At 46.0% G+C, this 25,966-nt stretch carries 30 protein-coding genes; 19 read left to right on the forward strand and 11 right to left on the reverse strand.

The features are described from left to right. The 3 genes from argS to ICN15_RS00430 are packed head-to-tail and all read left to right on the forward strand — an operon-like array spanning window position 1 to window position 3,066. A complete protein-coding gene (gene argS / locus ICN15_RS00420; RefSeq protein ID WP_216200544.1) occupies window positions 1-1,746 on the forward strand; it encodes an arginine--tRNA ligase in 1,746 nt (581 codons plus the stop codon). Window positions 1,747-1,798: 52 nt separating this feature from the next. After that, window positions 1,799-2,407 (forward strand): SPOR domain-containing protein, encoded by a 609-nt coding sequence (locus tag ICN15_RS00425; protein WP_216200545.1) that lies wholly within the window; start codon window positions 1,799-1,801, stop codon window positions 2,405-2,407. Next, complete coding sequence (locus ICN15_RS00430; protein ID WP_255532806.1) at window positions 2,404-3,066, forward strand: thiol:disulfide interchange protein DsbA/DsbL; 663 nt, start codon at window positions 2,404-2,406, stop codon at window positions 3,064-3,066. The genes ICN15_RS00425 and ICN15_RS00430 overlap by 4 nt, the downstream gene beginning before the upstream one ends. A gap of 10 nt (window positions 3,067-3,076) precedes the next feature. Here the strand turns inward: ICN15_RS00430 and ICN15_RS00435 are convergent, their stop codons facing one another. From ICN15_RS00435 to ICN15_RS00455, 5 genes are read right to left on the reverse strand one after another with little or no spacing between them, the layout of a single operon-like run. Then, on the reverse strand, window positions 3,077-3,853 hold the full coding sequence (locus tag ICN15_RS00435) for an SDR family oxidoreductase (protein WP_216200546.1): 777 nt from the start codon (window positions 3,851-3,853) through the stop codon (window positions 3,077-3,079). Beyond that, window positions 3,850-5,142, reverse strand: a complete 1,293-nt coding sequence (locus ICN15_RS00440; RefSeq protein ID WP_216200547.1) for a cyclopropane-fatty-acyl-phospholipid synthase family protein — start codon at window positions 5,140-5,142, stop codon at window positions 3,850-3,852. The genes ICN15_RS00435 and ICN15_RS00440 overlap by 4 nt, the downstream gene beginning before the upstream one ends. Continuing rightward, entirely contained in the window at window positions 5,139-5,924 is a 786-nt protein-coding gene (locus ICN15_RS00445) for a DUF1365 domain-containing protein (protein WP_216200548.1), read from the reverse strand. Before ICN15_RS00445 ends, ICN15_RS00440 begins: the two co-directional genes overlap by 4 nt. Further along, window positions 5,925-7,313, reverse strand: coding sequence for an FAD-dependent oxidoreductase (locus ICN15_RS00450; protein ID WP_216200549.1), 1,389 nt, complete (start codon window positions 7,311-7,313; stop codon window positions 5,925-5,927). Then, on the reverse strand, window positions 7,313-7,891 hold the full coding sequence (locus ICN15_RS00455) for a glutathione peroxidase (RefSeq protein ID WP_216200550.1): 579 nt from the start codon (window positions 7,889-7,891) through the stop codon (window positions 7,313-7,315). Before ICN15_RS00455 ends, ICN15_RS00450 begins: the two co-directional genes overlap by 1 nt. 90 nt (window positions 7,892-7,981) lie before the next feature. Here ICN15_RS00455 and rfaE2 point away from each other — a divergent pair, with 90 nt between their 5' ends. Then, window positions 7,982-8,476, forward strand: coding sequence for a D-glycero-beta-D-manno-heptose 1-phosphate adenylyltransferase (rfaE2, locus tag ICN15_RS00460; protein WP_216200551.1), 495 nt, complete (start codon window positions 7,982-7,984; stop codon window positions 8,474-8,476). Window positions 8,477-8,509: 33 nt separating this feature from the next. On the opposite strand, the gene ICN15_RS00465 is transcribed toward rfaE2, so the two are convergent. Next, on the reverse strand, window positions 8,510-9,331 hold the full coding sequence (locus tag ICN15_RS00465) for a type III pantothenate kinase (protein WP_216200552.1): 822 nt from the start codon (window positions 9,329-9,331) through the stop codon (window positions 8,510-8,512). Continuing rightward, window positions 9,328-10,128 (reverse strand): biotin--[acetyl-CoA-carboxylase] ligase, encoded by an 801-nt coding sequence (locus ICN15_RS00470; protein WP_216200553.1) that lies wholly within the window; start codon window positions 10,126-10,128, stop codon window positions 9,328-9,330. The genes ICN15_RS00465 and ICN15_RS00470 overlap by 4 nt, the downstream gene beginning before the upstream one ends. 46 nt (window positions 10,129-10,174) lie before the next feature. Here ICN15_RS00470 and ICN15_RS00475 point away from each other — a divergent pair, with 46 nt between their 5' ends. Genes ICN15_RS00475 through ICN15_RS00505 form a run of 7 tightly spaced genes read left to right on the forward strand, consistent with a single transcriptional unit; the run spans window position 10,175 to window position 14,875 of the window. After that, entirely contained in the window at window positions 10,175-11,269 is a 1,095-nt protein-coding gene (locus ICN15_RS00475) for a VanZ family protein (RefSeq protein WP_216200554.1), read from the forward strand. Window positions 11,270-11,281: 12 nt separating this feature from the next. Further along, entirely contained in the window at window positions 11,282-11,590 is a 309-nt protein-coding gene (locus ICN15_RS00480) for a ferredoxin (protein ID WP_370625375.1), read from the forward strand. Between the two features lie 23 nt (window positions 11,591-11,613). Then, on the forward strand, window positions 11,614-12,330 hold the full coding sequence (locus ICN15_RS00485) for an alpha/beta hydrolase (protein WP_216200555.1): 717 nt from the start codon (window positions 11,614-11,616) through the stop codon (window positions 12,328-12,330). Between the two features lie 26 nt (window positions 12,331-12,356). Then, complete coding sequence (locus ICN15_RS00490) at window positions 12,357-12,626, forward strand: YbeD family protein (RefSeq protein ID WP_216200556.1); 270 nt, start codon at window positions 12,357-12,359, stop codon at window positions 12,624-12,626. A gap of 8 nt (window positions 12,627-12,634) precedes the next feature. Then, window positions 12,635-13,279, forward strand: coding sequence for a lipoyl(octanoyl) transferase LipB (gene lipB / locus ICN15_RS00495; protein ID WP_216200557.1), 645 nt, complete (start codon window positions 12,635-12,637; stop codon window positions 13,277-13,279). Beyond that, the gene (gene lipA / locus ICN15_RS00500) at window positions 13,276-14,295 is read left to right on the forward strand and encodes a lipoyl synthase (protein ID WP_255532807.1); all 1,020 of its coding nucleotides are present in this window, start codon (window positions 13,276-13,278) and stop codon (window positions 14,293-14,295) included. Before lipB ends, lipA begins: the two co-directional genes overlap by 4 nt. Before the next feature lie 4 nt (window positions 14,296-14,299). Then, entirely contained in the window at window positions 14,300-14,875 is a 576-nt protein-coding gene (locus ICN15_RS00505) for a hypothetical protein (RefSeq protein WP_255532808.1), read from the forward strand. 24 nt (window positions 14,876-14,899) lie between these two features. On the opposite strand, the gene ICN15_RS00510 is transcribed toward ICN15_RS00505, so the two are convergent. After that, window positions 14,900-15,154, reverse strand: a complete 255-nt coding sequence (locus ICN15_RS00510; protein WP_216200559.1) for an accessory factor UbiK family protein — start codon at window positions 15,152-15,154, stop codon at window positions 14,900-14,902. Between the two features lie 258 nt (window positions 15,155-15,412). Here ICN15_RS00510 and ICN15_RS00515 point away from each other — a divergent pair, with 258 nt between their 5' ends. The 8 genes from ICN15_RS00515 (at window position 15,413) to ptsP (ending at window position 23,014) form a co-directional block, all read left to right on the forward strand. Next, window positions 15,413-16,309, forward strand: coding sequence for a TorF family putative porin (locus ICN15_RS00515; protein WP_216200560.1), 897 nt, complete (start codon window positions 15,413-15,415; stop codon window positions 16,307-16,309). A 25-nt stretch (window positions 16,310-16,334) separates the two neighbouring features. Next, a complete protein-coding gene (locus ICN15_RS00520) occupies window positions 16,335-16,673 on the forward strand; it encodes a P-II family nitrogen regulator (protein ID WP_216131138.1) in 339 nt (112 codons plus the stop codon). 13 nt (window positions 16,674-16,686) lie between these two features. Then, the gene (locus ICN15_RS00525; RefSeq protein WP_216200561.1) at window positions 16,687-18,171 is read left to right on the forward strand and encodes an ammonium transporter; all 1,485 of its coding nucleotides are present in this window, start codon (window positions 16,687-16,689) and stop codon (window positions 18,169-18,171) included. A 106-nt stretch (window positions 18,172-18,277) separates the two neighbouring features. After that, window positions 18,278-19,576 (forward strand): glutamate--cysteine ligase, encoded by a 1,299-nt coding sequence (gene gshA, locus ICN15_RS00530; RefSeq protein WP_216200562.1) that lies wholly within the window; start codon window positions 18,278-18,280, stop codon window positions 19,574-19,576. A 27-nt stretch (window positions 19,577-19,603) separates the two neighbouring features. Then, window positions 19,604-20,545: a glutathione synthase gene (gshB, locus tag ICN15_RS00535; protein WP_216200563.1), complete on the forward strand. Its 942-nt coding sequence runs from the start codon at window positions 19,604-19,606 to the stop codon at window positions 20,543-20,545. 2 nt (window positions 20,546-20,547) lie between these two features. Beyond that, window positions 20,548-20,982 (forward strand): PTS sugar transporter subunit IIA, encoded by a 435-nt coding sequence (locus ICN15_RS00540; protein ID WP_216200564.1) that lies wholly within the window; start codon window positions 20,548-20,550, stop codon window positions 20,980-20,982. An 8-nt stretch (window positions 20,983-20,990) separates the two neighbouring features. Then, on the forward strand, window positions 20,991-21,260 hold the full coding sequence (locus tag ICN15_RS00545) for an HPr family phosphocarrier protein (protein WP_216200565.1): 270 nt from the start codon (window positions 20,991-20,993) through the stop codon (window positions 21,258-21,260). Between the two features lie 2 nt (window positions 21,261-21,262). Beyond that, window positions 21,263-23,014, forward strand: coding sequence for a phosphoenolpyruvate--protein phosphotransferase (gene ptsP, locus ICN15_RS00550; protein WP_216200566.1), 1,752 nt, complete (start codon window positions 21,263-21,265; stop codon window positions 23,012-23,014). 18 nt (window positions 23,015-23,032) lie between these two features. Here the strand turns inward: ptsP and ICN15_RS00555 are convergent, their stop codons facing one another. The 3 genes from ICN15_RS00555 to gpmA are packed head-to-tail and all read right to left on the reverse strand — an operon-like array spanning window position 23,033 to window position 25,950. Then, window positions 23,033-23,785 (reverse strand): molybdopterin-synthase adenylyltransferase MoeB, encoded by a 753-nt coding sequence (locus ICN15_RS00555; RefSeq protein WP_216200567.1) that lies wholly within the window; start codon window positions 23,783-23,785, stop codon window positions 23,033-23,035. 27 nt (window positions 23,786-23,812) lie between these two features. Continuing rightward, window positions 23,813-25,246: a S41 family peptidase gene (locus ICN15_RS00560; RefSeq protein WP_216200568.1), complete on the reverse strand. Its 1,434-nt coding sequence runs from the start codon at window positions 25,244-25,246 to the stop codon at window positions 23,813-23,815. A 14-nt stretch (window positions 25,247-25,260) separates the two neighbouring features. Beyond that, window positions 25,261-25,950: a 2,3-diphosphoglycerate-dependent phosphoglycerate mutase gene (gpmA, locus tag ICN15_RS00565; protein WP_216200569.1), complete on the reverse strand. Its 690-nt coding sequence runs from the start codon at window positions 25,948-25,950 to the stop codon at window positions 25,261-25,263. Between the last annotated feature and the right edge of the window lie 16 nt (window positions 25,951-25,966).

Below are 25,966 nucleotides of genomic sequence, written 5' to 3' on the forward strand. Positions count from 1 at the left end.
ATGCTGTTAACTAATAAAAATCGTTTAATCGAAATGCTCAGCGTCGTATTGCAGAGCTTGGCTCAGGAGCGTGGTTTAGGCGAGGCCCCGCAGCCCCGTTTGGAGCGCCCTAAGTCCGTAGATCACGGAGATGTGGCGTGTAATATTGCACTCCAGCTCTCTAAGGCCTGGAAGCTCAATCCACGGGAATTGGCGCAAATACTTGTTGAGCGCTTAGAGAAGCAACCCGGTTATGGCGATCTAATTGCTGCTTGCGAAATTGCAGGCCCTGGATTTATTAACTTCCGACTGAGTAATGCTGCCAAAACTACAGTGGTTCAAGAGGTATTGACGGCAGGTTCCCAGTTTGGTCAATTGGCACCAGAGAATGCTCTAGTCCCAAGTGCCATGATTGAGTTTGTCTCCGCTAATCCTACCGGTCCATTGCACGTTGGTCATGGCCGACAAGCTGCGCTAGGTGATGCATTGGCAAACTTATTGGCAACCCAGGGAATCAAAGTACACCGTGAGTTTTATTACAACGATGCTGGTGTACAAATTGCCAATTTGGCGCTTTCTGTTCAGGCCCGATTAAATGGTCTCAAGCCTGGTGATGCTGCTTGGCCAGAAAATGCCTATAACGGTGAATACATTGCCGAGATTGCAGCCGCCTTTAAGGCGGCCCCAAGCCATCAAGAGGATTTATCTGATGCAGAAAAGCTTGAGACTATTCGTCAATTTGCTGTTGCTTACTTGCGTAATGAGCAGGACATTGATTTAAAAATCTTTGGTGTGAAGTTTGATTGCTATTACCTAGAGTCTTCCTTGTATACCGATGGTAGTGTTGCAAAAATTGTCGAAGAGTTGGAGAGTATTGGGAAGACCTATGAGTCTGAGGGTGCGCTTTGGCTTAAAACTACCGATGATGGTGATGACAAAGATCGCGTCATGCGCAAGTCTGATGGTAGCTTTACTTATTTTGTACCGGATGTTGCGTATCACACCAGCAAGTGGGGGCGTGGCTTTGAGAAGGTAATTAACGTTCAAGGTAGCGATCATCATGGCACGATTGCCCGCGTCCGCTCTGGCTTACAGGGCGTAGCACAGAAGCGTGGCTGGAATATTCCTAAAACCTACCCTGACTATGTACTTCACAAGATGGTCACGGTCATGCGCAATGGCGAGGAAGTCAAAATTTCTAAGCGCGCAGGATCTTATGTGACTGTGCGTGACTTAGTTGAGTGGTCTGGTGGGATTACGTCAGAGATGAGCTCTGAAGAGCGCGAGATCGCATTACAGCGTGGTAGAGATGCTGTGCGATTTTTCTTAATTTCACGTAAGGCCGATACTGAATTTGTCTTTGATATTGATTTGGCATTGCAGCAAAATGATGAGAACCCGGTATTCTATGTGCAATATGCGCATGCACGCATTTGTTCCATCTTGGCTCACTGGGGCGGGCAGGCATCTGACCTGAAGAAAGTCGATCTTTCTTTGCTGCAAAGTAAGGCCTCCGATCATCTACTTCGTCGCTTAGCTGAATATCCAGAGGTTTTGACTGACGCAGCCGCAGATTTAGCACCGCATGCCTTAGCGTTTTATTTACGGGATTTAGCGGGAGATTTCCATACCTTCTACAACGCAGATCGTGTCTTGGTGGATGATGCTGCCTTAAAGCTGGCTCGCTTGGCTTTGCTTTCTGCAACTCGCCAAGTGCTTGAAAATGGTTTAAAAGTATTGGGTGTTTCAGCGCCCGCTAAGATGTAAGCTATGAGTGTTTAGTAGCGCTAAAGAAGTAAAAAAGAAGCTTGGAGACGAAATGAAAAAAACGAATCAACAGAGTGACTACACTTCAAAATCGGATGCTTTAGGCTCAGAGTATGGAGGCACTATCTTGGGCTTTATCCTGGGCTTAGGAGTTGGCTTGGGTGTGGCATTTGTGATTGCGTTTTATCTCTCAAAAAACACTCCACAGGAACGTCCTGGAGTAAGGGCACCCAATCTTCCATTGACGATTAAATCTGGCTCGGCTGAAGGTGAGGCATCGGCGCCAGCAGGACCCTTAGATCTGAATAAACCTTTGCAAGGAAAACCTTCTGTACCTGCTGCCAATGGCCCAGATCCAATTGGCGACTTGGCTTCCGGTAAAAAGCCTACAGAGACGGCTCCAGCCCCGGCCGCAAAATCTGACGCGATCTATTTCTTACAAGTAGGCGCCTTTAATAAACAGGCAGACGCTGATGCACAAAAGGCCAATTTGGCTATTCAAGGGATTCAGTCGCAACTGAGTGAGATTACTAGCGAAGGTAATACCTTGTGGCGTGTTCGCGTAGGTCCATATAATAGTGTTGAAGAAAGCAATCCCGTGCGAGATAAGCTCAATGGCATGGGCATTAAACCTAGCGTTATTAAATCGAGCAAATCATGATGACCATATCTCAGTCGAAGCGAGCCCTTTTATCTATCACCATCCTCGGTTTTATTCTTTGCTTCTCCAGTCTTTCAGGAGCGCAAACTTCCAAGATTGAAGAGGGCTTTGACTACCGCATTCTGCCCATAGCTCAACCTGTTGAGTCCAAGGGTAAGGTTGAGGTGATCGAGTTTTTTTGGTATGGCTGCCCGCATTGCTATGACTTTGAGCCTGAGTTAAGCGCATGGGTTAAGCGCCAGCCTAAGGATGTGGTATTTCGTAGGGTGCCGGTTGCTTTCCGGGATGACTTTATGCCCCATAGCCAGTTGTTCTATGCCTTAGAGGCAATGGGTAAAGGCGATGCCATGAATGAAAAAGTCATGTATGCCATGCATAAAGACAATAAGCGTTTGATGACCGAAAATGAGATTGCAGATTGGGTAGCTTCTCAGGGAATTGATCGTAATACTTTCTTGGCGACCTACCGCTCATTTGCAGTGGTATCTAAGGCGCGTGCTGCAAGACAGTTAGCAGATACCTATCGGATAGATGGTGTGCCGACCATTGTGATGCAAGGCCGTTATGTCACTTCACCTTCAATTGCTGGAACAAAGGCCAAGACAATCACAGTGATGGATTATTTAGAGCAAAAAATCCGTAAGGATAAGTTCAAATAATTGCTAAGCTTTAGATTTTGACGAAGCGTCGGATAATCCAAAAGTAGAGTGGGTATGGCAGTATTCTAAGAAATTTCAAGAATCCTGAAAACCGCTTGGGGAAATGAATATCAAACTTTCCAGCCTGAATTCCTTCTAGAATTTCTTTAGCCGCTTCATCTGCAGTGATGAGTGCTGGCATTTCAAAATCATTTTGCGCAGTAGCTTCAGTAGCGACAAATCCTGGAGAAATCATGTGGACACTGACACCTTCCGGCAGCAAGTCGTAAAAGAGGTTTTCACAAAAATTAATAATTCCTGCTTTACTGGGTCCATAGGCCAAAGCTTTGGGGAGCCCACTATATCCGGCTACGCTACCTACAATTGCAATATGACCAGCATGGCTTTTGAGCATTTCAGGCAAGACAACGGCAACTGCTCGCATAGGCCCAAGCAGATTTGCATCAATTGTTTTCTGTGCAATCTCGAAGTCAAAATTATCAGCACGCAGTGGGGTATATACACCAGAGACAAACAACATTAAATCTAGGCCACCCCAGTTTTCGAGGATAGTTTGATAAGCCGATACTAGTTGATCTGTATGGGTAACATCGAGCGGAAGAACCAAGGTTTGCGCTTGATCTACTGATTGTGCAATGGAGTTTAGTCGCTCGGTACGACGACTTGAGAGCGCTATTTTTGCACCGGCCTTGAGAAAGGCTCTTGCACAGGCTTCGCCAATACCGCTAGAGGCACCAATCACCCAGATGCGTTTATTGGCAAAACTATCGATTCCCTTTTGTTTCATGATGCTAGTTCGGCTCTAGAGTGAATATTCTGATGTTTCAAGGTGTACTGCATGACATCAATATTCTTTTCAGCGAAACCAGCAGCGCAATACATGAGGTAAAAATTCCAGAGACGCACAAAAGCCTCATCGAAACCGAGATGATAAATTTCTTCTATTTTTTGATTAAAACTATCGCGCCAAAGGCATAAGGTTTTTGCGTAGTCAGCACCAAAGGCAAACTCGGATTCCACTATTAGGCCCGCCTTAGCAGCAGCTGCCTTGAATTTAGAGGGAGAAGGAAGCATGCCCCCGGGGAAAACATATTGCTGAATAAAGTCAGTGCTGTGGCGATATCGTTCAAATAGCTCTTCTGCGATCACAATGGTTTGTATGCACGCTCTACCACCTGCTTTGAGTCGTTTGGCAATCGTCTCGAAATATTCACCCCAATGGTTTTCTCCAACGGCCTCAAACATTTCAATAGAGGCGATACCGTCAAACTGCTCCTTGCAATCCCGGTAGTCTTGTAGGCGAACCTCAAATTTTTGCGAGCCACCTACTTCCGCCACAACTTTTTCTAGTCGAGACTCTGCAAAGACTTTTTGTTCTGTGGATAAAGTCAGGCCGGTGATCTGATTACCATTTCTTAAGGCTTCTTCCATGAAACCACCCCAACCACAACCGATCTCCAGTATTTGATCGCCTGCTTTGGTATGGATTGATTTAAGAATGCGCGTGATCTTGGCGCGCTGGGCATCCATCAGCGATTGTTTGTCGCCTTCCGAGAACCACGCACTGGAATAGCTCATAGTGGGGTCTAGCCAAAGCGTATAAAAGGTATTACCTAAATCATAGTGCGCATGAATATTTTTACGGCTACCCGATTTCGAGTTATCTCGAAACCAATGCTTCACGCGATAAGCAATAGAGCCTAACCAACTTCCATAGATGGCTTTTTCTAAGATGGCGCGGTTTCGAACGGTGAGCTCCAGAACAGCCTGGAGATTCGGTGTATTCCATTCGCCACGAATGTAGCTCTCAGCAAAGCCAATATCGCCATGCGACAACACTTGCTTAAATACGGACCAATCTAATACTTGGATTTCTGCATGAAGTTCATCGGACCTATTGCCAAACTCTTTTACTTCCTGGTTGGGCAAAGTCAGCTTAAGATGCCCACTGCGTAATTTGGATAGTAAGCCCAATAAGACTTCAGTGCTTGCACGATGTTGCTCTAGTTTAGATTGATGCTTCTCTGGACGAGAAAATATCAGACGGGATAGCAGAGATTGACCGGGGCGATTCATCGAGTAATTTCAGTTTCAGGGGGTTGGGGTTTTGAGTAAAAAGGAACGCCTTTAAGCCATAACTTCAAGGCTTGCCAATGGATTCTACCAATGACTCCTAAACTCATCAGCGGGTAACGCAGAAAGGCCAAATAGAGCGCACTTTTTTCCAAGGGTTGAGTGAGTCCACTAATGCTAGTGTTAATCAGCGGGGCCCCATCTTCATGGAGCTCAATACGGCAGACGAGGTTTCTTTTGGAACTACTGTCTTGGGGGAATAAAAAGCGAAAGTGATAGTTCCCACTGACATCGCAGAAAGGGGAAACATGAAACACTTTTTTGCTAACGAGCGACTCTCCAGACTTTAGGGGTTCGCCAGAATCATGGTACAGAAGGTAGCCGTGCCGCTCACCAAAGGTATTGTTGACTTCCGCCAGTACTGCTTGAACCTGACCATCTGATCTGGTGCAAATCCAAAAGCTCACGGGATTGAAAACGTAGCCCAGCACTCTTGGGAATGTTTGCAGCCAAATCTCCCCATCAATATGAGGAATACGACTCTCTTGAAGAATCTGCTCAACCCAGACGAGGCTATTCCCGCTACCCCTTCCATGATCTTGATCGTAGAATGAAAAAAGTCCGAATTGGTTATCTCTCAAGCCATGTTTGCTCAGCAGCGCCTTATCTGCTTTGCGCGCACGCATTGGAATGGATAAAGTAAATACACCATAACCAAATGCATTTTGGGCAGGACGAAAGCGCCGATGCTGCACCGCTCCAAAATTAATCGTGGGTAAATTCATCTACTCAGCATCTTGAGTCGAGTTTGATTGAACGCGATGGGAGATGCTTTCTATCAGATCCTTTGCTACTAGCTCGCCAGAGCGCAAGCCATCCTCATGAAAGCCGAAGCCCGTCCATGCACCGCAATACCAAATAGAGGCGTTGCCCTGAATCAGGGGCAGTTCTTTTTGCGCCTGCACAGCACGCATATCAAATACAGGGTGCGAATAATGAATTTCTTCGTGCACCAACTGTGGATTCGGGTCCGTTAGTGGATTTAAGCTCACAATAATTTGCGTGCCTTGAAGGGCCTTAGGCAAGGGCTGTAAGCGATTTATTAAATAATTTACGCTGACGTGTTGTTGTGCAGTAGGGGTGGCACCAGACTTTGCAGTGTAGTTCCAGGCCGCCCAGCAACGCTCATTGGCAGGCAAGAAGTCCGTATCGGTGTGCAAAATAGCCCGATTCTTCTGGTAAGGGATTGATGCCAGAATATTGCGGGTGTCTTGCGCAATGCCATGAACTAAATCTAAGGTCTGATCGCTATGGGAAGCCATTACTACTTCATCAAACCAATGTGAACCGGTGGATGTAATTACTTCTGCTTGGACCTGTTCATTTTGACTTGCATTAACACGGGTAACCGACTCGCGCAAAACCTTCACTTGGTGTTTTTCCAAGGCTGCTAGTAACAGCTTGACATACTCACGTGACCCCCCTTGAACAGTGAGCCACTGAGGGCGATTCTGAATTTGTAATAGACCATGGTTGTGACAGAAGCGCACCATCGTCTGAATCGGAAATTCCAGCATTTGCTCAACGGAACATGACCAGATTGCGCCAATCATTGGTAGGAAATAATTTTCTTTAAAGCTGGTGCTAAAGCGATTGCGATCTAAAAAATCTTTAATGCACTCATCCGGTTCAGAGTATTCCAGTTTGGCGCTAATTTGTTCTTCGGCTAGTTGAGTAGCTAGACGATTGAAGCGCAAGATATCGTAGGCCATCCTCCAAAATGATGGCGAGAACAGATTAGACCGTTGCCCAAAAAAAGAATTGAGATCATTTCCAGCCCATTCAATTTTTTTGGAGCGCCCCGTTTTTCCACTAGCATCAATCGATACCGAGAACGACATCTCAGATGGCGCAATCGGAACCTTGATCTCTTCAAAGAGGCGTACTAGGCGCGGATAGGTTTTGCGATTAAATACTAAGAACCCCGTATCTACTCCATGCGTCATCTTGCCTTGAGGGGTTTCTAGCGAGATGTCTACAGTATTACTGTGACCACCAATATGATTCCCGCCTTCAAATAGAGTGATGTCTAAATCAGGATGCTGTCTTAATGCATAGGCACAACCTAAACCAGAAATACCAGCGCCAACAATGGCAACTTTTCTCTTAACCACTAAATTTTTTCTCCAAGAAGTTTTTCAATCTCACCAGTAAGGCTGGCGCTAGTTGGTTTGGTCATACTGCCATACGCATCTATTACATTGCCGTTGCGGTCGATGAGATATTTGTAAAAATTCCATTTAGGTGTCGTACCGGTTTTGGCAATCAGCATCTTAAATAAGGAGTTAGGATTACTTCCGCTAACTGAGCTCTTGGCAAACATAGGGAACTTGACGTCATAGGTGTTCTTGCAGAAGTCCGCAATTTCTTTATTGCTGCCAGGTTCTTGTTGCCCAAAATCATTCGATGGGAATCCCAGAACAACAAGGCCACGATCTTTGTATTTGGCATATAAGCTCTCTAGACCTTCATATTGGCTTGTGAATCCACAAAAACTCGCAGTATTCACTACCAAGATCACCTTGCCTTGGTATTGGCAAAGGTTTTGGGGTGCCTCATCCTGTAGTCTTGGGAAGGTTTTTGATAGCAGGGGACTGCAACTTGTGGGTAGTGAAGGGGCGGCCTGTGTAAACTGGGTTGCTGAAATGAGCAACAGCAGTGCCAATAAATGCCTAGTTATATTGCAAATCATCTTGAGCCTTTTGCTTGGAATTTTATCTCCAAGTCTAAGACATTCTGGTAAATATCGTTGAACTCAGCTCAATGCCATTAATATGGCGCTATGACCACCATTCCGTTGCCCTCCTTTGAGCTCAAAGTCTGCCCCCCAAAAGAATTGGATGCCCGTATTGCCAAGCTTCCAAGACCAGTTGTGTTTACTAATGGCGTCTTTGATATTCTGCATCGTGGACATGCCAGTTACTTAGCTCAAGCTAGAGAATTGGGAGCTAGTCTGGTGGTGGGAGTGAACTCAGATGCTTCAGTAAAGATGCTTGGAAAAGGAGATGATCGACCCATCAATATCGAGGCTGATCGCCAGGCTTTATTGGCAGCTCTAGAGAGCGTAGATTTGGTGGTGTTATTCGCTGAGCAGACGCCAGTGAATCTCATTACCCAAATTCGTCCGGATATTTATATCAAGGGCGGTGATTATGAAATCGATACTTTAGAGGAAGCCCGCTTGGTCAAATCCTGGGGCGGTAAAGCGATCTCTATTCCATTTTTGTATGAGCGCTCTACAACGACCCTTTTAGGGAAAATCCGCACCAGAGACTAATTAGGGTGTGGAATGAAGACGGGCTCAGGAAGCTTAGATCTTGCTAAGTAGCCAAGCCCAAAGACCGCGTAAAACCAGACCTTCTATAGGTTCAATCGGCAGCGCTGCTAACTCTGGAAATTGCTTGATTTCATTTGCCAAAATTTTGGCATTACCACCATCAATCCAAATGCGCGCTACTGGATGATTTATTTCTTTAGCTAAATTAGCCGCGCGTAAGATTGCCCCGATTTGGGCTGCATCACAACCGCCCGTAATTGCCGCATTCGTTGTTGTGCCAAAACTGGCTTGAGTTGTGATGGTGCTGGAGCGAACTGCTAATGGGAGTTGCGCAGTATTGCTTTGCAGACTTTCTTGCATCAAACTTAGCCCCGGCAAAATCCAGCCGCCGTAGTGAACACCATTGCTACCTAGTAAATCAATGGTGGTTGCTGTTCCTGCATTAATTACCAGTGTGTTGGTGCTAGAGAGTGCTCTTGCGCCGATCAGCGCTGCCCAACGATCTGCACCCAACTTCATGGGTTCTTGATAGAGCGTACGCATTCCCTCATAGGGGCTATTGCCTTGAAGCTGTTGCCAATTGAGATCCTGCCATTGCGGAAAAAGACTACGCAGATTTTCCATTGCAGAATCGCCCGCCACACAGCAAAAGCCAATGGCATCGGGTCTTGGCAAGGTTTTAGAAATATATTCCGATAACTCTGCGCGAAGCTCGGCTGATTGGAAGGACTTGCTACTAATAGATCCAGAGTAGGCCCACAATTTTTTGTTGCGATCGGCAATGTTTTGCGTTGACTCAACGGCAGCCCATTTGAGGCGAGTATTACCAATATCAAATACCAAATAAAGACTCATGTTTGCACTCGCAAAGAAACATCACCCGCATGAATACTCATGGTTTTGTCATGTTGTTTTAGAAGAAGAGCGCCGCTGTCATCTACTCCGGTAGCAATGCCGATAATGGATTCATTGCTAGCACTAGAAATGCAAACGGTTTGTTCTGCGAAGGCATCCCACTGCGCCCAACTATTTTTAAAGTATCCAAAGCCATGGAGATCGAATTCGGTAATATGCTTTTCAAATGATTCAATCAATTTGAGCCAAATAAACTCGGTATCTGGAATCGGCATCTGATTCGGTACCAACTGATCTAAGGAAGCCGCACCGAGGGATGGCTGCGCCTCCAAACGATGCGAAATTCTGTCTGCGTTGCGCAAGTTTAGGCCAAGGCCGATCACCATCCAGGTGAGTGAGTTTGGATTGGTTTGACCGCCTTCAATCAGGATGCCGCCCAGCTTGGCATTATTTATTAGGAGATCATTGGGCCACTTCAGTCGCAAACCTTGTTGATATAAAGCGGCTTCACTGATTCCTAATGCCGCAGCAATACCAGCAATAACTGCTAAGCCTATTGCTAGACTGAGGCCGCTTACTTCATTTGGGCGCTTGTGGAAAGGGTGGGCTAAGGAGAAGCAGAGGGAATCTTCAGGATTGGATAACCACACTCTTCCAGCCCTCCCTTTTCCGGCAGTCTGCTCATGTGCTATCCGGGCAACGGGATCGATCAATTCTCCGGCACGCCAACGGGCCATTAAATCATCATTAGTAGATTGGCTTGTAGCGACGCGTTCTAGGATGCAATTCGGACTCATTTGCCTATTGTAGAAAGATCTGACCTGGCTGACCTAGAATAAGGGGATGCATCAAGAAGATCAGCGTCCTCGCAAGTTCATTTGGCCTCTCCAGGCAATGCCTTTGGCCAGAGCTATTAGCTTGAGTTATGCGCTATTAATCATTTACGTCAGCCTCAATCCCTTTGATTTCAACTTTCAGAATGGGATTGCAGCTTGGGCATGGCTAGATGCTCCTTTGCCACGGTTTATCACGCTTTTTGATGTCTCAGCAAATTTATTGGCTTACATCCCCCTAGGATTTTTGCTGGTCTTTGCCTGCTATCCCCGCTGGCGCAATTTTGTTGCCTTAGGCATTGGTTTGAGTTTCAGTGCCATCTTGGCTTTTAGCGTGGAATCCTTACAAACTTGGTTGCCCACTCGGATTCCAAGTCAGATGGATTGGTGGGCTAATGTTTTAGGTGGCTTGTTGGGTGGCTTATTGGCTATCCCTTTGGGTCCCCAGTGGCTATCTGGTAGTGCGGTTCGCCGACGATTTGATCAGTGGTTTGGTTTGAACTGGGCTGCCTGCGCATTATTTCTACTCTTCCCTTGGGCTCAGATTTATCCCCAGAGCTCTTGGTTGGGTACTGGGGTATGGGGGCATGCTATTTTTGCCTCCGTTGACTGGGGAACGATCGTGGTAAACCATGTCATCCAGGAGTCCATCATTACTGCAATGTGTTGGCTAGGTACAGGACTATTGCTGTCCTTAGGGATGCGAGCTAAGGCACCTCAGTGGGGCATCTTAAATGGCTTACTTTGTTTTACTGTATTAGTAAAAGTTATCTTCACGGCTTTGCAATTCGGGGCAGAATTCAGTTTGCTCTGGCTTACAGCTGGAGCTATCTGGGGAATGGTTTTAGGAAGTCTGTTGCTGAGATGGGCCTTACATTTTTCTGGTCTCAGTAAAGCTTGGCTTGCAGTCGTTTGTTTGGTCAGCGCCACCATCGCAATTAATCTTTTGCCGGACAATCCTTACTTTATTCTTGTCTTACGGCACTGGTACCAAGGGCGACTGTTGCACTTTAATGAATTAATGCGGTGGGTTTCAGTGGTATGGTTGCCATTAGCTTTACTTTGGGTGATTCGAAATAAATCTACCTTTAATCTAAAACCTTGAACAAGGCTGTGTATGAGTTTTAAACACCATGTATTTTTCTGCCTAAACCAGCGCAGTAATGGCGAAGACTGTTGTGATCGCCATAATGCATTCGCCTTATTTGATTACGCAAAAAAACGCGTAAAAGAATTGGGTCTATCTGGTTCGGGCAATATCCGCATTAATAAAGCGGGATGTTTAGATCGTTGCTCTGATGGCCCCGTCATGGTGGTATATCCCGAGGGCATTTGGTATACCTTTATTGATACAGAAGATGTTGAGGAAATTATTCAGTCTCATTTAATCCAAGGGCGTCCAGTAGGGCGTCTGCAGTTAGCTTAAAAAGATTTCAGAAAGCGCACTTCATGAATGGCCGTACAAAAATAATTCATATTGATGGTGTTGTAGGTAAGATTGAAATGTCGATTGATCTACCTGATGAATTAAAAAATAACCCAGACTTCTCAGTGAGGGGTTTAGCCTTGGTAGCGCATCCGCATCCCCTGATGGGTGGAACGATGGATAACAAGGTTGCGCAAACGGTCGCACGTACATTCAATCAGCTGGGTTACGTCAGCATACGTCCGAATTTTCGCGGAGTAGGCACTTCAGCAGGCGTGCATGACGACGGTATTGGTGAGATGGAGGATTTGCTGCATGTAGCTAATTGGATGCGTAACCCTGTAGGTTGGGGTCAAGTTGAGGCAGACTTACATCAAGCATGGATTCAGACTGTGAATACCTTACCTTTAGTAGTTGCAGGGTTTTCATTTGGCAGCTTTGTTGGCACTCATTTAGTCCAAAGGTTAGCAGATTTGGGTCGGCCAGCCGAGCGACTGGTCATGGTAGGTAGCGCAGCGGGCAAGTGGGTATTGGCTCCCGTACCTCCCGATACAATCCTGATCCATGGTGAATTAGATGAAACTATTCCGTTGATTGATGTGCTTGATTGGGCGCGACCTCAAGAATTAACGGTTCAAGTGGTGCCAGGTGCAGATCATTTTTTCCATCGGCGCTTGCATTGCATTAGAAACATCATTAGCAGTGCTTGGTTAGGCATGCCCAATCACCGCAATCCATAAAGTAAAAATGAAGAAAGAAAAAATGCATGACTGAAGAACAGAAATCTCTCATTGAATACCCATCGGAGTTTCCAATTAAGGTGATGGGTAAAGCCAATCCAGACTATCTTCCTGCGATCATTCATATTGCTCGTCAATTTGATCCGACATTTGATGAGAGCAAAGTTGAGCAAAGACCCTCGAAAGATGGAAATTATCTGGGTATTACTTTACCCATCACTGCAACAAGCCGTGAGCAGTTAGATGAGCTGTACCGCACTTTATCGACACATCCTTTAGTTAGTGTTGTGCTCTAAGCTAGCTCATGTCTTTCATAGTAAAACGTCTGGGAGTAGCTGATTACGAATGGACTTATCAAGCGATGCGGGATTTTACGCAACAGCGTAACGGCGATACGCTTGATGAAATTTGGATCCTAGAACATCCCCCGGTTTTTACTTTGGGCCTGGCAGGTGATCCAAGCAATCTGCATTCTCCCAGCAATGACATTCCTATGGTTCAAGTAGACCGAGGTGGTGAGATCACCTATCACGGCCCCGGACAAATCGTGGTCTATCTCCTATTAGATCTCAGGCGTTTGGGGATTTTTGTAAAAGAGCTGGTTTCTCGTATTGAACAGGCTTTGATCGACACCCTAGCGGATTTTGGTATTTCAGCAGAAAGACAGCTTGGCGCCCCTGGCATCTATGTGGCGCAGGGCCCCTCCTCTTCGTTGGAGCATCAGGGCGCGAAGATTGCCGCCCTGGGCCTGAAAGTCTCCAAAGGCTGCTCCTATCATGGCCTTGCCTTAAATGTGGCAACGGATTTGGCGGCATTCTCCCGTATCCACCCTTGCGGTTATGAGGGTTTAAAAACAGTTGATATGCAAACCTTGGGGATCAAGGACAATACGGACATGATTAGCCAAACCCTCTTAGGGCATTTGCAGAAGCAACTGATTTCATCATGACCACAAATAAGCTGGATCTCGATCCCATTACCGATACTAGTAATCCTCGGCAAGACTTAGACTACGATGCTTCACGCAAGCAGAAGTCGAGCGAGAAGACAGCGCGCATTCCAATCAAGATTGTGCCCCTGGAGCAAGTTCTCAAGAAGCCTGATTGGATTCGGGTAAAGGCAGCCTCCGGAAATTCACGCTTTTCAGAAATCAAACAGATTCTCCGTGAAAATGAATTAGTCACTGTTTGTGAGGAAGCGAGCTGCCCGAATATTGGAGAGTGCTTTGGCAAAGGCACGGCTACCTTCATGATCATGGGTGATAAATGTACGCGTCGTTGCCCATTTTGTGATGTGGGACATGGCAGACCAGATCCGCTGGATACAAAAGAGCCTGGTAATTTAGCGCGCACGATTGCTGCCCTCAAATTAAATTATGTGGTGATTACTAGCGTAGACCGTGATGATTTGCGTGATGGCGGCGCCATGCATTTTGTAGACTGCATTTCTCAAACAAGAAGTTTGTCACCGAATACACGCATTGAAGTGTTGGTTCCAGATTTTCGCGGACGCTTAGACAAGGCTTTGGATATTTTTTCTGAGCATGCACTAAACGGTTTACCCAATGTTATGAATCACAATTTAGAAACTGTACCGCGTTTGTATAAGCAAGCAAGACCCGGCGCAGACTATGCCCACTCTCTCAAGTTATTAAAAGACTTTAAGGAGCGCTTTCCTCACATTCCAACGAAGAGTGGCTTGATGGTCGGCTTAGGTGAAACCGATGAAGAAATTTTGGAAGTGATGCGCGATATGCGTGAGCACAATATCGACATGCTCACTATTGGCCAGTACTTAGCACCGTCTGGTCATCACCTGCCAGTGCAGCGCTACGTTCATCCTGATGTGTTTAAGCATTTCGAAGAAGAGGCATATGCCATGGGCTTCTCCCATGCTGCAGTAGGCGCTATGGTTCGGTCTAGCTATCATGCAGATCAGCAGGCACATGAAGCTGGGGTTGTCTAAACCCATGCTCCAAAAACTTGGAGTATTCCTAGTATTTTCATTTCTGTTGATCGCCTGTAGTCCCAAGTTGGATTGGCGCACTATACAGTCTCCCCAAGAAGGCTACAGCGCATTATTTCCAGGTAAGTCTGAGAAAATTGAGCGACGCCTTCCCTATCAAAATCAAGAGATACCACAGACGTTAGAAGCGGTAAAAATTGATGATGATATTTATTCAGTGAGTACTATTCGTCTGACTAAAGATCAAGTAACGCTTGTGCCAAAATTATTAGAGCAGTTGCAAGGCAATTTACTCAATAGAGCTAAAGTGAGTTTAGAAAGTGAAGTAAGTGTTGAAGCGTTTTATCAAACTACAAATCGCCAGCGGATTTCTACAAAAGATTATTTTTTAGAGTTGCAGTCTACAGGTGCCGTAGAGCAATCAATGCGAGTGCGTTGGATTACAAAAATTACCCCAGATAACGGCGCAAGGATCTATCAACTCTCCGTTTTGCATACTGCCCCAGCACGAGTCAATGCAAAACAGTTTTTTTCTGAAGAAGCCTACTCAAACTTCTTTGATGAGTTTCATCCGGAATAATTTCCGATGAAGTTGAAGTGCAGATTATGACTTTTCTAGAGCAGCAACTTTAGCCTCAAGGGCTTCTAACTTCTCTCTAGTCTTTGCCAAGACTTTCGATTGCAGCTCAAACTCATCGCGTGTTACTAGATCCATCTTCTGAAAGCCTTGGTTCATCATCGCGCGTACATTCTTTTCAATTTCTTGTGCAGGTGAATTACGAATGGCATCACCAACCTTGTTTTGCATATCGCTCGCAATGCGCTGAATTTGTTCTAGGATTTCGCCTGGTTTTTGCATGGTGTTGCCCGCCGTTCTGTAGAGAGTTGCTTAAAAGACACAATAACCATTTTAAGTTGTATAGCCAAAATCATGCAGAAACCGCTAAAAACAGGGGAAATGTACTAAAACGAACTGAAATGGTGCATTAGTAAGCACCAAAATCGTGCATATGCATTATTTGGGGGAATTGTGACAAATGCGTGAATCCCTCGCCATTCATGATCACTCCATGCAATAAGCATTTATCCCTTTTTCATGACCACTTAGGAGTTTTATATGAAGACGATTCAAAAGACAGCCATCGCTCTAGCGGCTTCCGGTTTATTCGCAACAGCAGCATTTGCACAAACAGCACCTGCAGCTGCCCCTGAGGCGCCAGAAGCTAGCCCGATTACTGCAAACGTAACAGTGGTAAACGACTATCGCTACCGTGGTCTCAGTCAGTCAAATTTTAAGCCAGCGATTCAAGGCGGATTTGATTACGCTCATGAAAGTGGTTTCTATATTGGTAACTGGAACAGCTCAATTAGCTGGATTGGGGATTCCTATGGCGCAGGTGGTTCGAATAATTATCCGGCAAATAGCTCAAGTAATGTGTCTGCTCCGATTGAAATGGATTTTTACGCGGGCTTCAAGAAGGAATTGATTGGCGAAGGTTTTGCAACAGATATCGGGTTCTTGCAGTACTACTACCCAACTTCTGGGATTCCTAATTCTGGTGGTAAGGCAGCAAATCCAAATACTAGCGAGGTCTACGTTGCTCAAAACTTTACATTTGGCCCGTTAAGTGGATTTGCCAAAGTTTCTTACGCAGTATCAACTTTATTTGGTACCGTAAACTCATCGGGCTCTTACTACCCTGACTTGACAGTTAACTATGACACTGGTTTTTATGGCATCACCGCGAACGGACATATTGGTTACCAATATGTTGCTGGAAATCAGCCTACTGTAAGTACCTTTGTGCCTGCAACTGTTAGTAATAGCACTGTTTATTCATACACCGATTGGAAGCTTGGCCTAACTAAGGATTTTGGAGCTGGTTTATCGGCTGCTGTAGCTTACGTTGGAACTAATGCAGCAACATACAAGGGAGCTTATGGTTACTACAATCCACAAGGTAAAAACCTTGGACGCTCTGGCGGTTTGATCTCTTTAACAAAAACTTTCTAATTCTTTCCTCTGAACGGAGAAACATATGAAATTAATTACCGCAATCATCAAGCCCTTCAAGCTTGACGAAGTGCGCGAAGCTCTCTCGGAAGTGGGAGTTTCGGGCATCACCGTCACTGAAGTTAAAGGCTTTGGCCGTCAAAAAGGTCACACCGAGTTGTATCGCGGTGCCGAGTATGTAGTCGACTTTTTGCCGAAGGTAAAAATTGAAGCTGCTGTTGAAGATGGCATCTTGGAGCGAGCGATTGAAGCAATTGAAAAATCAGCTCGTACTGGCAAGATTGGTGATGGCAAGATTTTTGTCTCCTCAGTTGAGCACGTCATTCGTATTCGCACCGGTGAAACCGGCGCGTCAGCACTTTAAAGAGAGGTTCAAAATGTTAACTTGGATTAAACGACTCGTTGCTGGTGGAGCTATGGCCTTGGCTATTGGTTCTACCGGTTTGATGGTGAGCGCACCAGCTTTTGCTGATGATGCAAAACCTGCTGTATCAGCGCCTGCAGCCGCTACAGCTGCTGCTGAGGCACCTGCTGCCGTGCTTTGCTCGGAAAAGTGTAATAAGGCCGATACCGCATGGATGATGGTGTGTACAGCTTTAGTGCTTCTGATGACACTGCCTGGTTTGGCTTTGTTCTACGGTGGCTTAACACGTAGCAAAAATATCCTGTCAATCTGCATGCAATGTTTCATGGTCTTCTCCATGATTACAGTGTTGTGGTCGATTTATGGTTACAGCTTTGCATTCACGGAAGGTGGGGCATTTATTGGTGGCCTAGATCGTCTGTTCTTGGGTGGTATGAATCCAGAATCAGTTGCAGCAACCTTTAGTAAGGGTGTTGTGATTCCTGAGTATGTATTTATGGCTTTCCAAGCAGTGTTCGCAACGATCACTTGCTGCTTGATCATCGGTTCTTTTGCTGAGCGCGCTAAGTTTTCTGCAATCTTAGCATTCATGATCATTTGGTTCACATTTAGCTACTTACCAATCGCTCATATGGTTTGGTTCTGGCCTGGTCCTGATGACATCAAAGATGCTGCATCGCTTGAGGCAATCACTGCTCGTGCTGGTTGGTTATGGCAGAAAGGTGTTCTCGACTTTGCTGGCGGTACTGTTGTCCATATTAATGCTGCAATGGCAGGTTTGGTTGGTTCATTTGTAATCGGCAAACGCTTGGGTTACGGCAAAGAAGCAATGAAGCCACACAACTTAGTTTATGTCATGGCTGGTGCTGCACTTTTGTGGTTCGGTTGGTTTGGTTTCAATGCTGGTTCAGCACTGGAAGCAAACGGTAGCGCTGCATTGGCTTTCGTAAATACCTATTTAGCAACTGCTGCCGCTGTTTTAGGCTGGTCTGTCGCTGAGTGGATTCTTAAAGGCAAGCCATCAATGTTGGGTGCTGCTTCAGGTTGCGTAGCTGGTTTAGTAGCTATTACCCCTGCTGCTGGTTTTGCTGGTCCGATGGGTTCCATCATCATTGGCTTGATTGCTGGTGTAGTTTGCCTTTGGGGTGTTACTGGTCTGAAGAAACTTTTGGGTTCAGATGACAGCTTAGATGTATTCGGTGTGCACGGCGTAGGTGGTATTACTGGAGCATTATTGACTGGTGTATTCGCTGACCCCGCATTAGGTGGCTCCGGTATTTGGGACTACGTAGCGAATGCAGTTGCTCCTGATTACTCGATTGCTAGCCAATTATGGATTCAGGCACAAGGCGTAATTACGACTGTAATCTGGTCTGGCGTAGTTTCTTTCATTGCCTTTAAATTGATCGATATGGTGATTGGTTTGCGTGTTAAGGAAGATGAAGAGCGCGAAGGCTTGGATATTAGCTCCCATGGTGAGACTGCATACGAGTCTTAATCAGTAGATTTACCCCTCACTGGGTGACTTTTGTTGGTTGCCCAGTTTTTAAGCGCGGAATCCTCGGATTCCGCGTCTTTCTTTCAAAAAATCTTACAATGGTGAGATGGTTCCACATCTCATCACAGCCCTTAGTGGCCCTCTGCTCGATCTCGAGTCAAAGGTATTAGAAGCAACCCCAACGATTGAGCGCTGGTTCAGGCTCGAATGGCAGGAACACACTCCGCCGTTCTACTGCTCAGTTGATTTACGTAATTCAGGCTTTAAGCTGGCCCCGGTTGATACCAATCTCTTTCCGGGAGGCTTTAATAATCTAGCCCCTCAGATGTTGCCTTTAGCAGTTCAGGCTGCCATGGCGGCGATTGAGAAGATTTGTCCCGAAGCAAAAAATTTACTGTTGATACCAGAGCGACATACTCGCAATACTTTCTATTTGCAGAACATTGCGCGCTTGTCCTCCATCTTGCGTCAAGCAGGACTCAATGTGCGCTTAGGCACTCTGTCTGATGAAATTAAAAAGCCCACTTGGATTGATTTGCCAGACGGCAATCGTCTTTTGATGGAGCCGCTGTCACGTCTTGGGCTCAAGAAGCAGCGCTTAGGATTAAAAGATTTTGATCCATGCTCTATTTTGCTGAACAATGATTTGTCGGCTGGCATTCCTCCCATTTTGGAAAACTTACACGAGCAATATCTTTTACCAGGCTTGCATGCAGGATGGCATGTCCGTCGCAAATCCAATCATTTTGCAGCCTATGACGAAGTGGCAAAGAAGTTTGCCAAAGTAGTTGATATTGATCCATGGATGATCAACCCTTATTTTGCGAGTTGCTCTAATGTCAATTTCCATGAGCGCATCGGTGAAGAAGAGTTGCAAGCATCTGTCGAGAAAGTCCTCAAAAAGACCGCCAAGAAATACCGTGAGTACGGCATTAAAGAAAAGCCTTATGTCGTTGTGAAAGCAGATGCTGGGACTTATGGCATGGGCATCATGGTGGTGAATGATCCTGCTCAACTTAAAGGCCTAAATCGTAAAGATCGCAATAAGATGAGTGTGGTTAAAGAAGGTCTTGAGGTAAGCGATGTATTAATTCAGGAGGGTGTCTATACCTTCGAGAAGGTTAACGAAGCTGTTGCTGAGCCGGTGGTATACATGATTGATCGCTATGTCATCGGTGGCTTCTATCGAGTGCATACAGATCGGGGTCCTGATGAGAATCTGAATGCGCCAGGCATGCACTTTGTGCCTTTGGCATTTGAGCAAAACTCCATACCAGACATGGGCGCTAAGCCTGGTAGTGCGCCACCGAATCGGTTCTATCTCTATGGCGTGGTAGCACGATTGGCTTTGTTAGCATCCTCCTTAGAGTTAGAACGCTCTGATCCTAATGCCGAAGTAGCTTAATTTACTTTCTTATATTCAGACACCAAGATGGATCTCCTTTTTATTGCTGACCCATTGGAATCTTTCAAGATTAGTAAGGATTCCACTTTAGCAATGATGCGTGTAGCACAGGCGGCTGGTCATCAGCTTTGGTTTTGTCAAAGCCGCAATGTCCTCTGGGGAGATGGTTTAGTAAAAGCTGATTGCCAAGCGCTTGCTATTAAGCCAAGTGATTCAGCTTGGTTTGAGTTGGGCGATATAGAGAGCCGCCCTTTAAATACCTTCAATGTAGTCTTGATGCGTACCGATCCGCCATTTGATATCGAATATCTCAATACCACTTGGTTGTTATCTGCTGCAGCTCGACAAGGCGCAAAGGTATTGAATAATCCCACGGCTATTCGTGATCACTCTGAGAAGATCTCCATTGCAGAATTTCCTGAGCTAATTCCACCAACCTTAATCACGCGTGAACTAAGTGCCATTAAAGCATTTCATTGCGAGCATCAAGACATTGTGATTAAGCCTTTGGACGGCATGGGTGGGATGGGCGTATTTCGGGTTGGCTCAGATGGCTTAAATCTCGCTAGCATTGTCGAGACCTTGGGTGAGAATGGTGTCCGTACTTTAATGGTGCAACGATTCTTGCCAGAAATTATTCAAGGCGATAAACGGGTTCTTCTGATTGGCGGTGAGGTAGTACCATTTGCATTGGCCCGCATTCCCCAAGGCAGTGAAATCCGAGGAAACTTAGCGGCTGGTGGCAAGGGTGTTGCAATGCCATTGACAGAGGCTGAGATGAAGATTGCAGTTCGCCTCGCCCCAGTTTTGAATGAGCGTGGTTTGTTCTTGGTAGGATTGGACTTAATTGGTGCTTACCTTACAGAAATTAATGTGACTAGCCCGACCTGTTTTGTAGAAATTACTGAGCAGAGTGGATTTGATGTCTCCCAGTTTTGGTTAACAGCGCTCGAAAAGGAATTGACATAAAGATGGTAGGAATCGTAATTGTGGCCCACACCCCAGTGGCAAGCGCGATGCTTGGTTTTGCTGAGCATGCTTTTGGTGTGTTGCCTGAGGGTGTGAGAGCGGTAGATATTCCGCCCTATGAAGATACCAAAGTGAGTTTTGATCGGGTTGTAAAGGCAGCTTATGGAGTGAATACGGGCCACGGTCTTTTGATCCTGACTGATGTGATGGGCGCAACTCCAGCTAATGTAGCCTCTAAGCTAGAAGCCTTAGGGCCATTGTCGGGTCTTGATACACCCATCATTGTGTTGGCTGGGTTGAATTTGCCAATGCTCATGCGCTGTATCTCCCATCGCGAAGAGGATTTAGAAGGCTTAGCTCACAAAGCGCTTCAGGGCGGCCAAAACGGAATTTTACGATTAGGCTCTAAAACCTCGCAAGAAACAACTGAGAAATAAGGTGGACTATGCCGGTTGCTGAAATAGAAATTATTAATAAGCTGGGGTTGCATGCGCGTGCATCTGCCAAATTGTCACAACTGGCTGCTGAGTTTCCTTGTGAAATTCTACTATCGCGTAACGGCCGTCAAATTAATGCTAAAAGTATTATGGGTGTGATGATGCTGGCTGCCGGTATCGGTAGTACGGTGACATTGGAGACGATAGGCGAAAAAGCGGATGAAGCGATGAGTGCTTTAACAGCGCTAATTAATAACCGATTTGGCGAAGGCGAATAAGGATGACTTTTGCTTTACACGGAACACCAGTCTCCAATGGTATTGCCATTGGCAAGGCGGTACTGATTTCGCGTGCAGCATTAGAGGTTAGCCATTACTTAATTGAAGTTGGTAAAGAAGAGGCTGAGTCTCAAAAGTTATTAGATGCTTTTGAACAGGTACGTCTTGAACTGGCACAGCTACGAAAAGGTTTGCCCAAGGACGCGCCTCAAGAAATGGCGGCGTTTTTGGATGTTCATGGCATGATTTTGTCGGATCCTGCTTTGACTGAGAAGCCGCTCACTCTCATCCGAACCCAGCGTTTAAATGCTGCTTGGGCTTTGACTACAGAGCTCAATGACCTCTTGGAGCAGTTCGCAGAAATTGAAGATGCTTATCTTAAAGAGCGGGCAAACGATATTCGACAGGTTGCGGAGCGAGTACTCAAGGCGCTCAATGCTCAGAAAAAAGACGCCTTAAGTGATTCAGATCTATTGTCGCCTAGTGATGTTGGAGTAGACGCCATTATTGTGGCGCATGATATTGCTCCGCATGACATGTTGCGCTTTAAAGAACATGCCTTTACCGGCTTTGTGACTGACTTAGGTGGCAAGACTTCTCATACTGCTATTGTTGCGCGCAGTATGGAGATACCTGCAGTAGTGGGTGTGCGGCATGCCAGCGAAATGATTCGTCATGGCGATTGGTTGGTGATTGATGGTAAACAGGGTGTCGTTGTAGTAGCTCCTGACGATCAATTGCTTGCCGAATACCGCCTCTTACAAGCGCAGGATATCCAGGAGACTCGCAAGTTACAAGAGCTTAAATACTCTCCTACTGCTACAGTGGATCATGTTTCGATTGAGTTATTAGCGAATATTGAATTACCGGAGGATGCAACTCAAGCTGTTGAATTAGGCGCAATTGGCGTCGGCTTATTTCGCTCAGAATTTTTATTTATGGACCGCAAGCAAGCGCTTCCAGATGAAGAGCAACAATATCAAGAATATCGTCGGGTAGTAGATTTGATGCAGGGCTTGCCAGTCAACATCCGTACTATCGATGTCGGGGCTGATAAGGCTCTGGGTGCAGGCTCTGATTTATCCGAGACAGGTACCTCACCTTTAGGTTTGCGTGCTATTCGATGGTCATTGACCGAGCCTGAAATTTTCTTGACACAATTGCGGGCCATCTTAAGAGCTTCAGCACATGGTCAGGCGCGCATCATGATTCCAATGCTGGCGCATGTTAAAGAGATTGATGAAACATTACGTCTCATTGAAAAAGCAAAGCAGCAATTACATCAGCGCGGGTTAGCATTTAATCCCGATATTCAGGTGGGCGCGATGATTGAGATTCCGGCGGCTGCTTTGGTATTGCCCTTGTTTATTAATCGATTTGATTTTTTATCGATTGGTACGAATGATTTGATTCAGTACACTTTGGCAATCGATCGGGCGGATCATGCGGTTGCCCATCTTTATGATCCCTTCCATCCGGCGATTCTGAATTTGCTTTTTAGCATTATTGATCAGGCCAAGCGCGCCAATATTCCTGTAGCGGTCTGTGGAGAGATGGCTGGAGATCCTTCAATGACCAAGTTGCTATTGGGCTTGGGTTTGACTGATTTCTCAATGCACTTCAGTCAACTGCTATTAGTCAAGCGCGAGATTTTGAAGGCAGACGTAGGCTTACTGAAATCTCGTATTGCTGCCGTATTGCAGGCAATTGAGCCAGAAGATCAGGCTAAGGCACTTCACAAACTGCTGTCCTAATCAATTCTGAGCCTAGGCTTACTGGGGTTGCCCACAAACTGCACACTCTGGGTTTCTGGAAATACGAATCTCATTAATTTGGGTGTTGAGCGCATTCCAAAGCAGCATTCTTCCCACTAATGGCTGGCCAAAGCCAATCAATACTTGTAATGCTTGCGCTGCTTGCATGGCACCAATAATGCCTACTAGAGGGGAAAAAATACCCATGCTGGCACAGCTGACTTCCTCGAATTGCTCTTTTGGAGAAAAAAGACAGGCATAGCAGGGCGATACTGGATTACGAAAATCAAAGACGCTTAATTGACCATCAAACTTCAGTGCCGATCCAGAAACTAAGGGAACTTGATGCCTAAAGCAAGCGGCATTAATCAGGTGGCGGGTAGCAAAGTTGTCCGTGCAATCCAATACGATATCCACTGTTGGGAGAAGCTTATTCAATAAATCCTCTGATGCCATTGCTTCAATCGCATCGATCTGCAGGGCTGGGTTGATACTTTGTAAAAACTGCCTGCCAGATTCCACCTTACTCTGCCCAAGAGAATCTTGGGAGTGCATGATTTGTCGTTGTAGATTCGTAAGTTCTACTTTGTCGTGATCTACCAGTGTAATTTTTCCTACGCCTGCAGCTGCTAAATAGGGTGTGGCCGCACTACCTAAACCGCCAGCTCCAATAACGAGAACATGCGAGCCAAGTAATTTTTCTTGGCCGGCGACATCAATTTCCTCGAGTAGTAAATGTCGTGAGTAGCGCAGTAGCTGCTCATCATTCATGTGCGTGCACCCAGCGTTGGTTAAAACTTATTCGAGCTTAGAGGCTGACCGTTTTACAGGTTCACCATTGATAAATGCTACAGCTTGAGTGAGCATAAAGTCATCGGCACTACCAAGTTCCACTGGCTTCTTGGACTTTTCTTTCTCTTTTTCTTCAGGAGTCTTCTTGGCATTTTTTTCTTCAATCCGTTGTAACTCTTCAAGGCGTCGTTTCTCACGATCAGCAATCAGTTTTTCTTCTGAAGACTGCTTATTACGTAAATGTTTCTCGCTATCAATCTCTCGTGTAATGAGGACATCATCTGGATCACCGTCTTTATTTTGATCGACGGCGATATCTGGCTTAATGCCATAAGCCTGAATCGATCTGCCGGTAGGCGTGTAGTAGTAAGCCGTGGTGATCTTGAGGGCTGAATCATTGGTTAATGGGCGAACAGTCTGTACTGAGCCCTTGCCAAAGGTAGTCTTACCAATAATGGTTGCCCGTTTGTAATCCTGCAATGCTCCAGCAACAATTTCAGAAGCAGAAGCAGAGTAAGCATTGACCAAAACAACCATTGGCAGCTTTTTGAAAATAGCAGGCACGCTGGCTAGAGGATCGCCGGACTCACTGAGTCGATACATCGCTGGTGTTGAACTAAAGACTTGCTTGGAGTCAGGTGTCTGACCTTTGGTTGAAACGATGACCGCATCTGCTGGCAAGAAAGCGGCAGCAACACCGACTGCGCCTTGGAGTAAGCCACCACCATTATTTCTGAGGTCAAGAATGATGCCTTTCAGTTTGGGATCTTGGTTTGCAAGATCGGCTAATTTCTTTGCTAGATCTGGAACGGTACGCTCCTGAAAGCTGGTCACTCTAACCCAAGCAATATTGTTATCCAATATTTTGGCTTTGACGGATTGCACTTTGATCTCCGCACGGGTAATCGTGACAGGAAAACTACGCTCTTCACTTTTGCGGAAGACGGTCAAGGTAATTTTTGTGCCAGGCGCGCCCCGCATAGTACGTACTGCTTTATCAAGCGACATGCCGCGAACGGGTTTGTCATCTAAGCGGGTAATTAAGTCACCCGCTTGTAAGCCAGCACGCGCTGCTGGACTATCTTCAATAGGGTTCAGAACTTTGACAACGCCATCTTCTGAAGTGATCTCAATGCCAAGGCCAGCAAACTTACCGCTGGTTTGCTCTTGCATTTCAGAGAAATCTTTTTTATCTAAATAAGTGGAATGAGGATCAAGACTGCTGACCATGCCTTTGACAGCATCCGTCAGCAATTGTTTATCTTCAATCGGCTCTACGTATTCACGCTTAATCTGGGCAAAGACATTAGACAGGGTACGCAGCTCATCTAAGGGCAGCGTAGCGCCCTGCTGGGCAGTTGCTGATAGCTGAATGGTGGCTGCAACCCCGGCGATGAGGCCAACAGCAACTAGGGCAAAGTTCTTAAAAAATGTGCGCATGCTACCGTTTTACCTTAATCCAAATAAAAATGCTGAAGGGGCTTTAGATTGTCGTCAAGCTCATAAATCAGTGGGATGCCATTGGGAACGCTAATTTCCATAATATCTTTGTCAGAAACCTGGTCAAGATACTTGATTAAAGAGCGAATACTGTTGCCATGCGCTACCAGCAATACCCGCTTACCCGCCTTAAGGGCTGGGGCAATGGATTCATTCCATAAGGGTAAGACGCGCTCGACATTGTCTTTTAAGCACTCACCTAAGGGGATATCAGAGCGATTGAGCTTTTCGTAGCGACGATCTTTTTGTGAATTACGCTCATCATGGGGCTCAAGAGGCGGCGGGGGTACATCGTAGGAGCGACGCCAAAGGTGGACTTGAGCATCTCCATATTGGGCTGCAGTTTCTGCTTTATTCAAACCAGTGAGGGCGCCATAGTGGCGCTCATTCAATCTCCAGCTATGAACCACGGGCAACCACATGAGGTCCATCTTATCTTGAACATGCCAAAGAGTATGGATGGCTCTTCTCAAGACTGAGGTGTAAGCCACGTCAAACTCATAGCCAGCGTTGCGGAGGGTTTCCCCTGCAGCAAAGGCTTGTTCAGTCCCTTTTGGGGTTAAGTCAACATCCGCCCAGCCAGTAAATCGGTTTTCAAGATTCCAAGTGGATTCGCCATGACGAATAAGGACAAGTTGTTTCATAGAGCCATTCTATAAT

Source organism: Polynucleobacter sp. CS-Odin-A6 (genome assembly GCF_018882095.1).
In the GTDB taxonomy this organism is placed as follows: domain Bacteria; phylum Pseudomonadota; class Gammaproteobacteria; order Burkholderiales; family Burkholderiaceae; genus Polynucleobacter.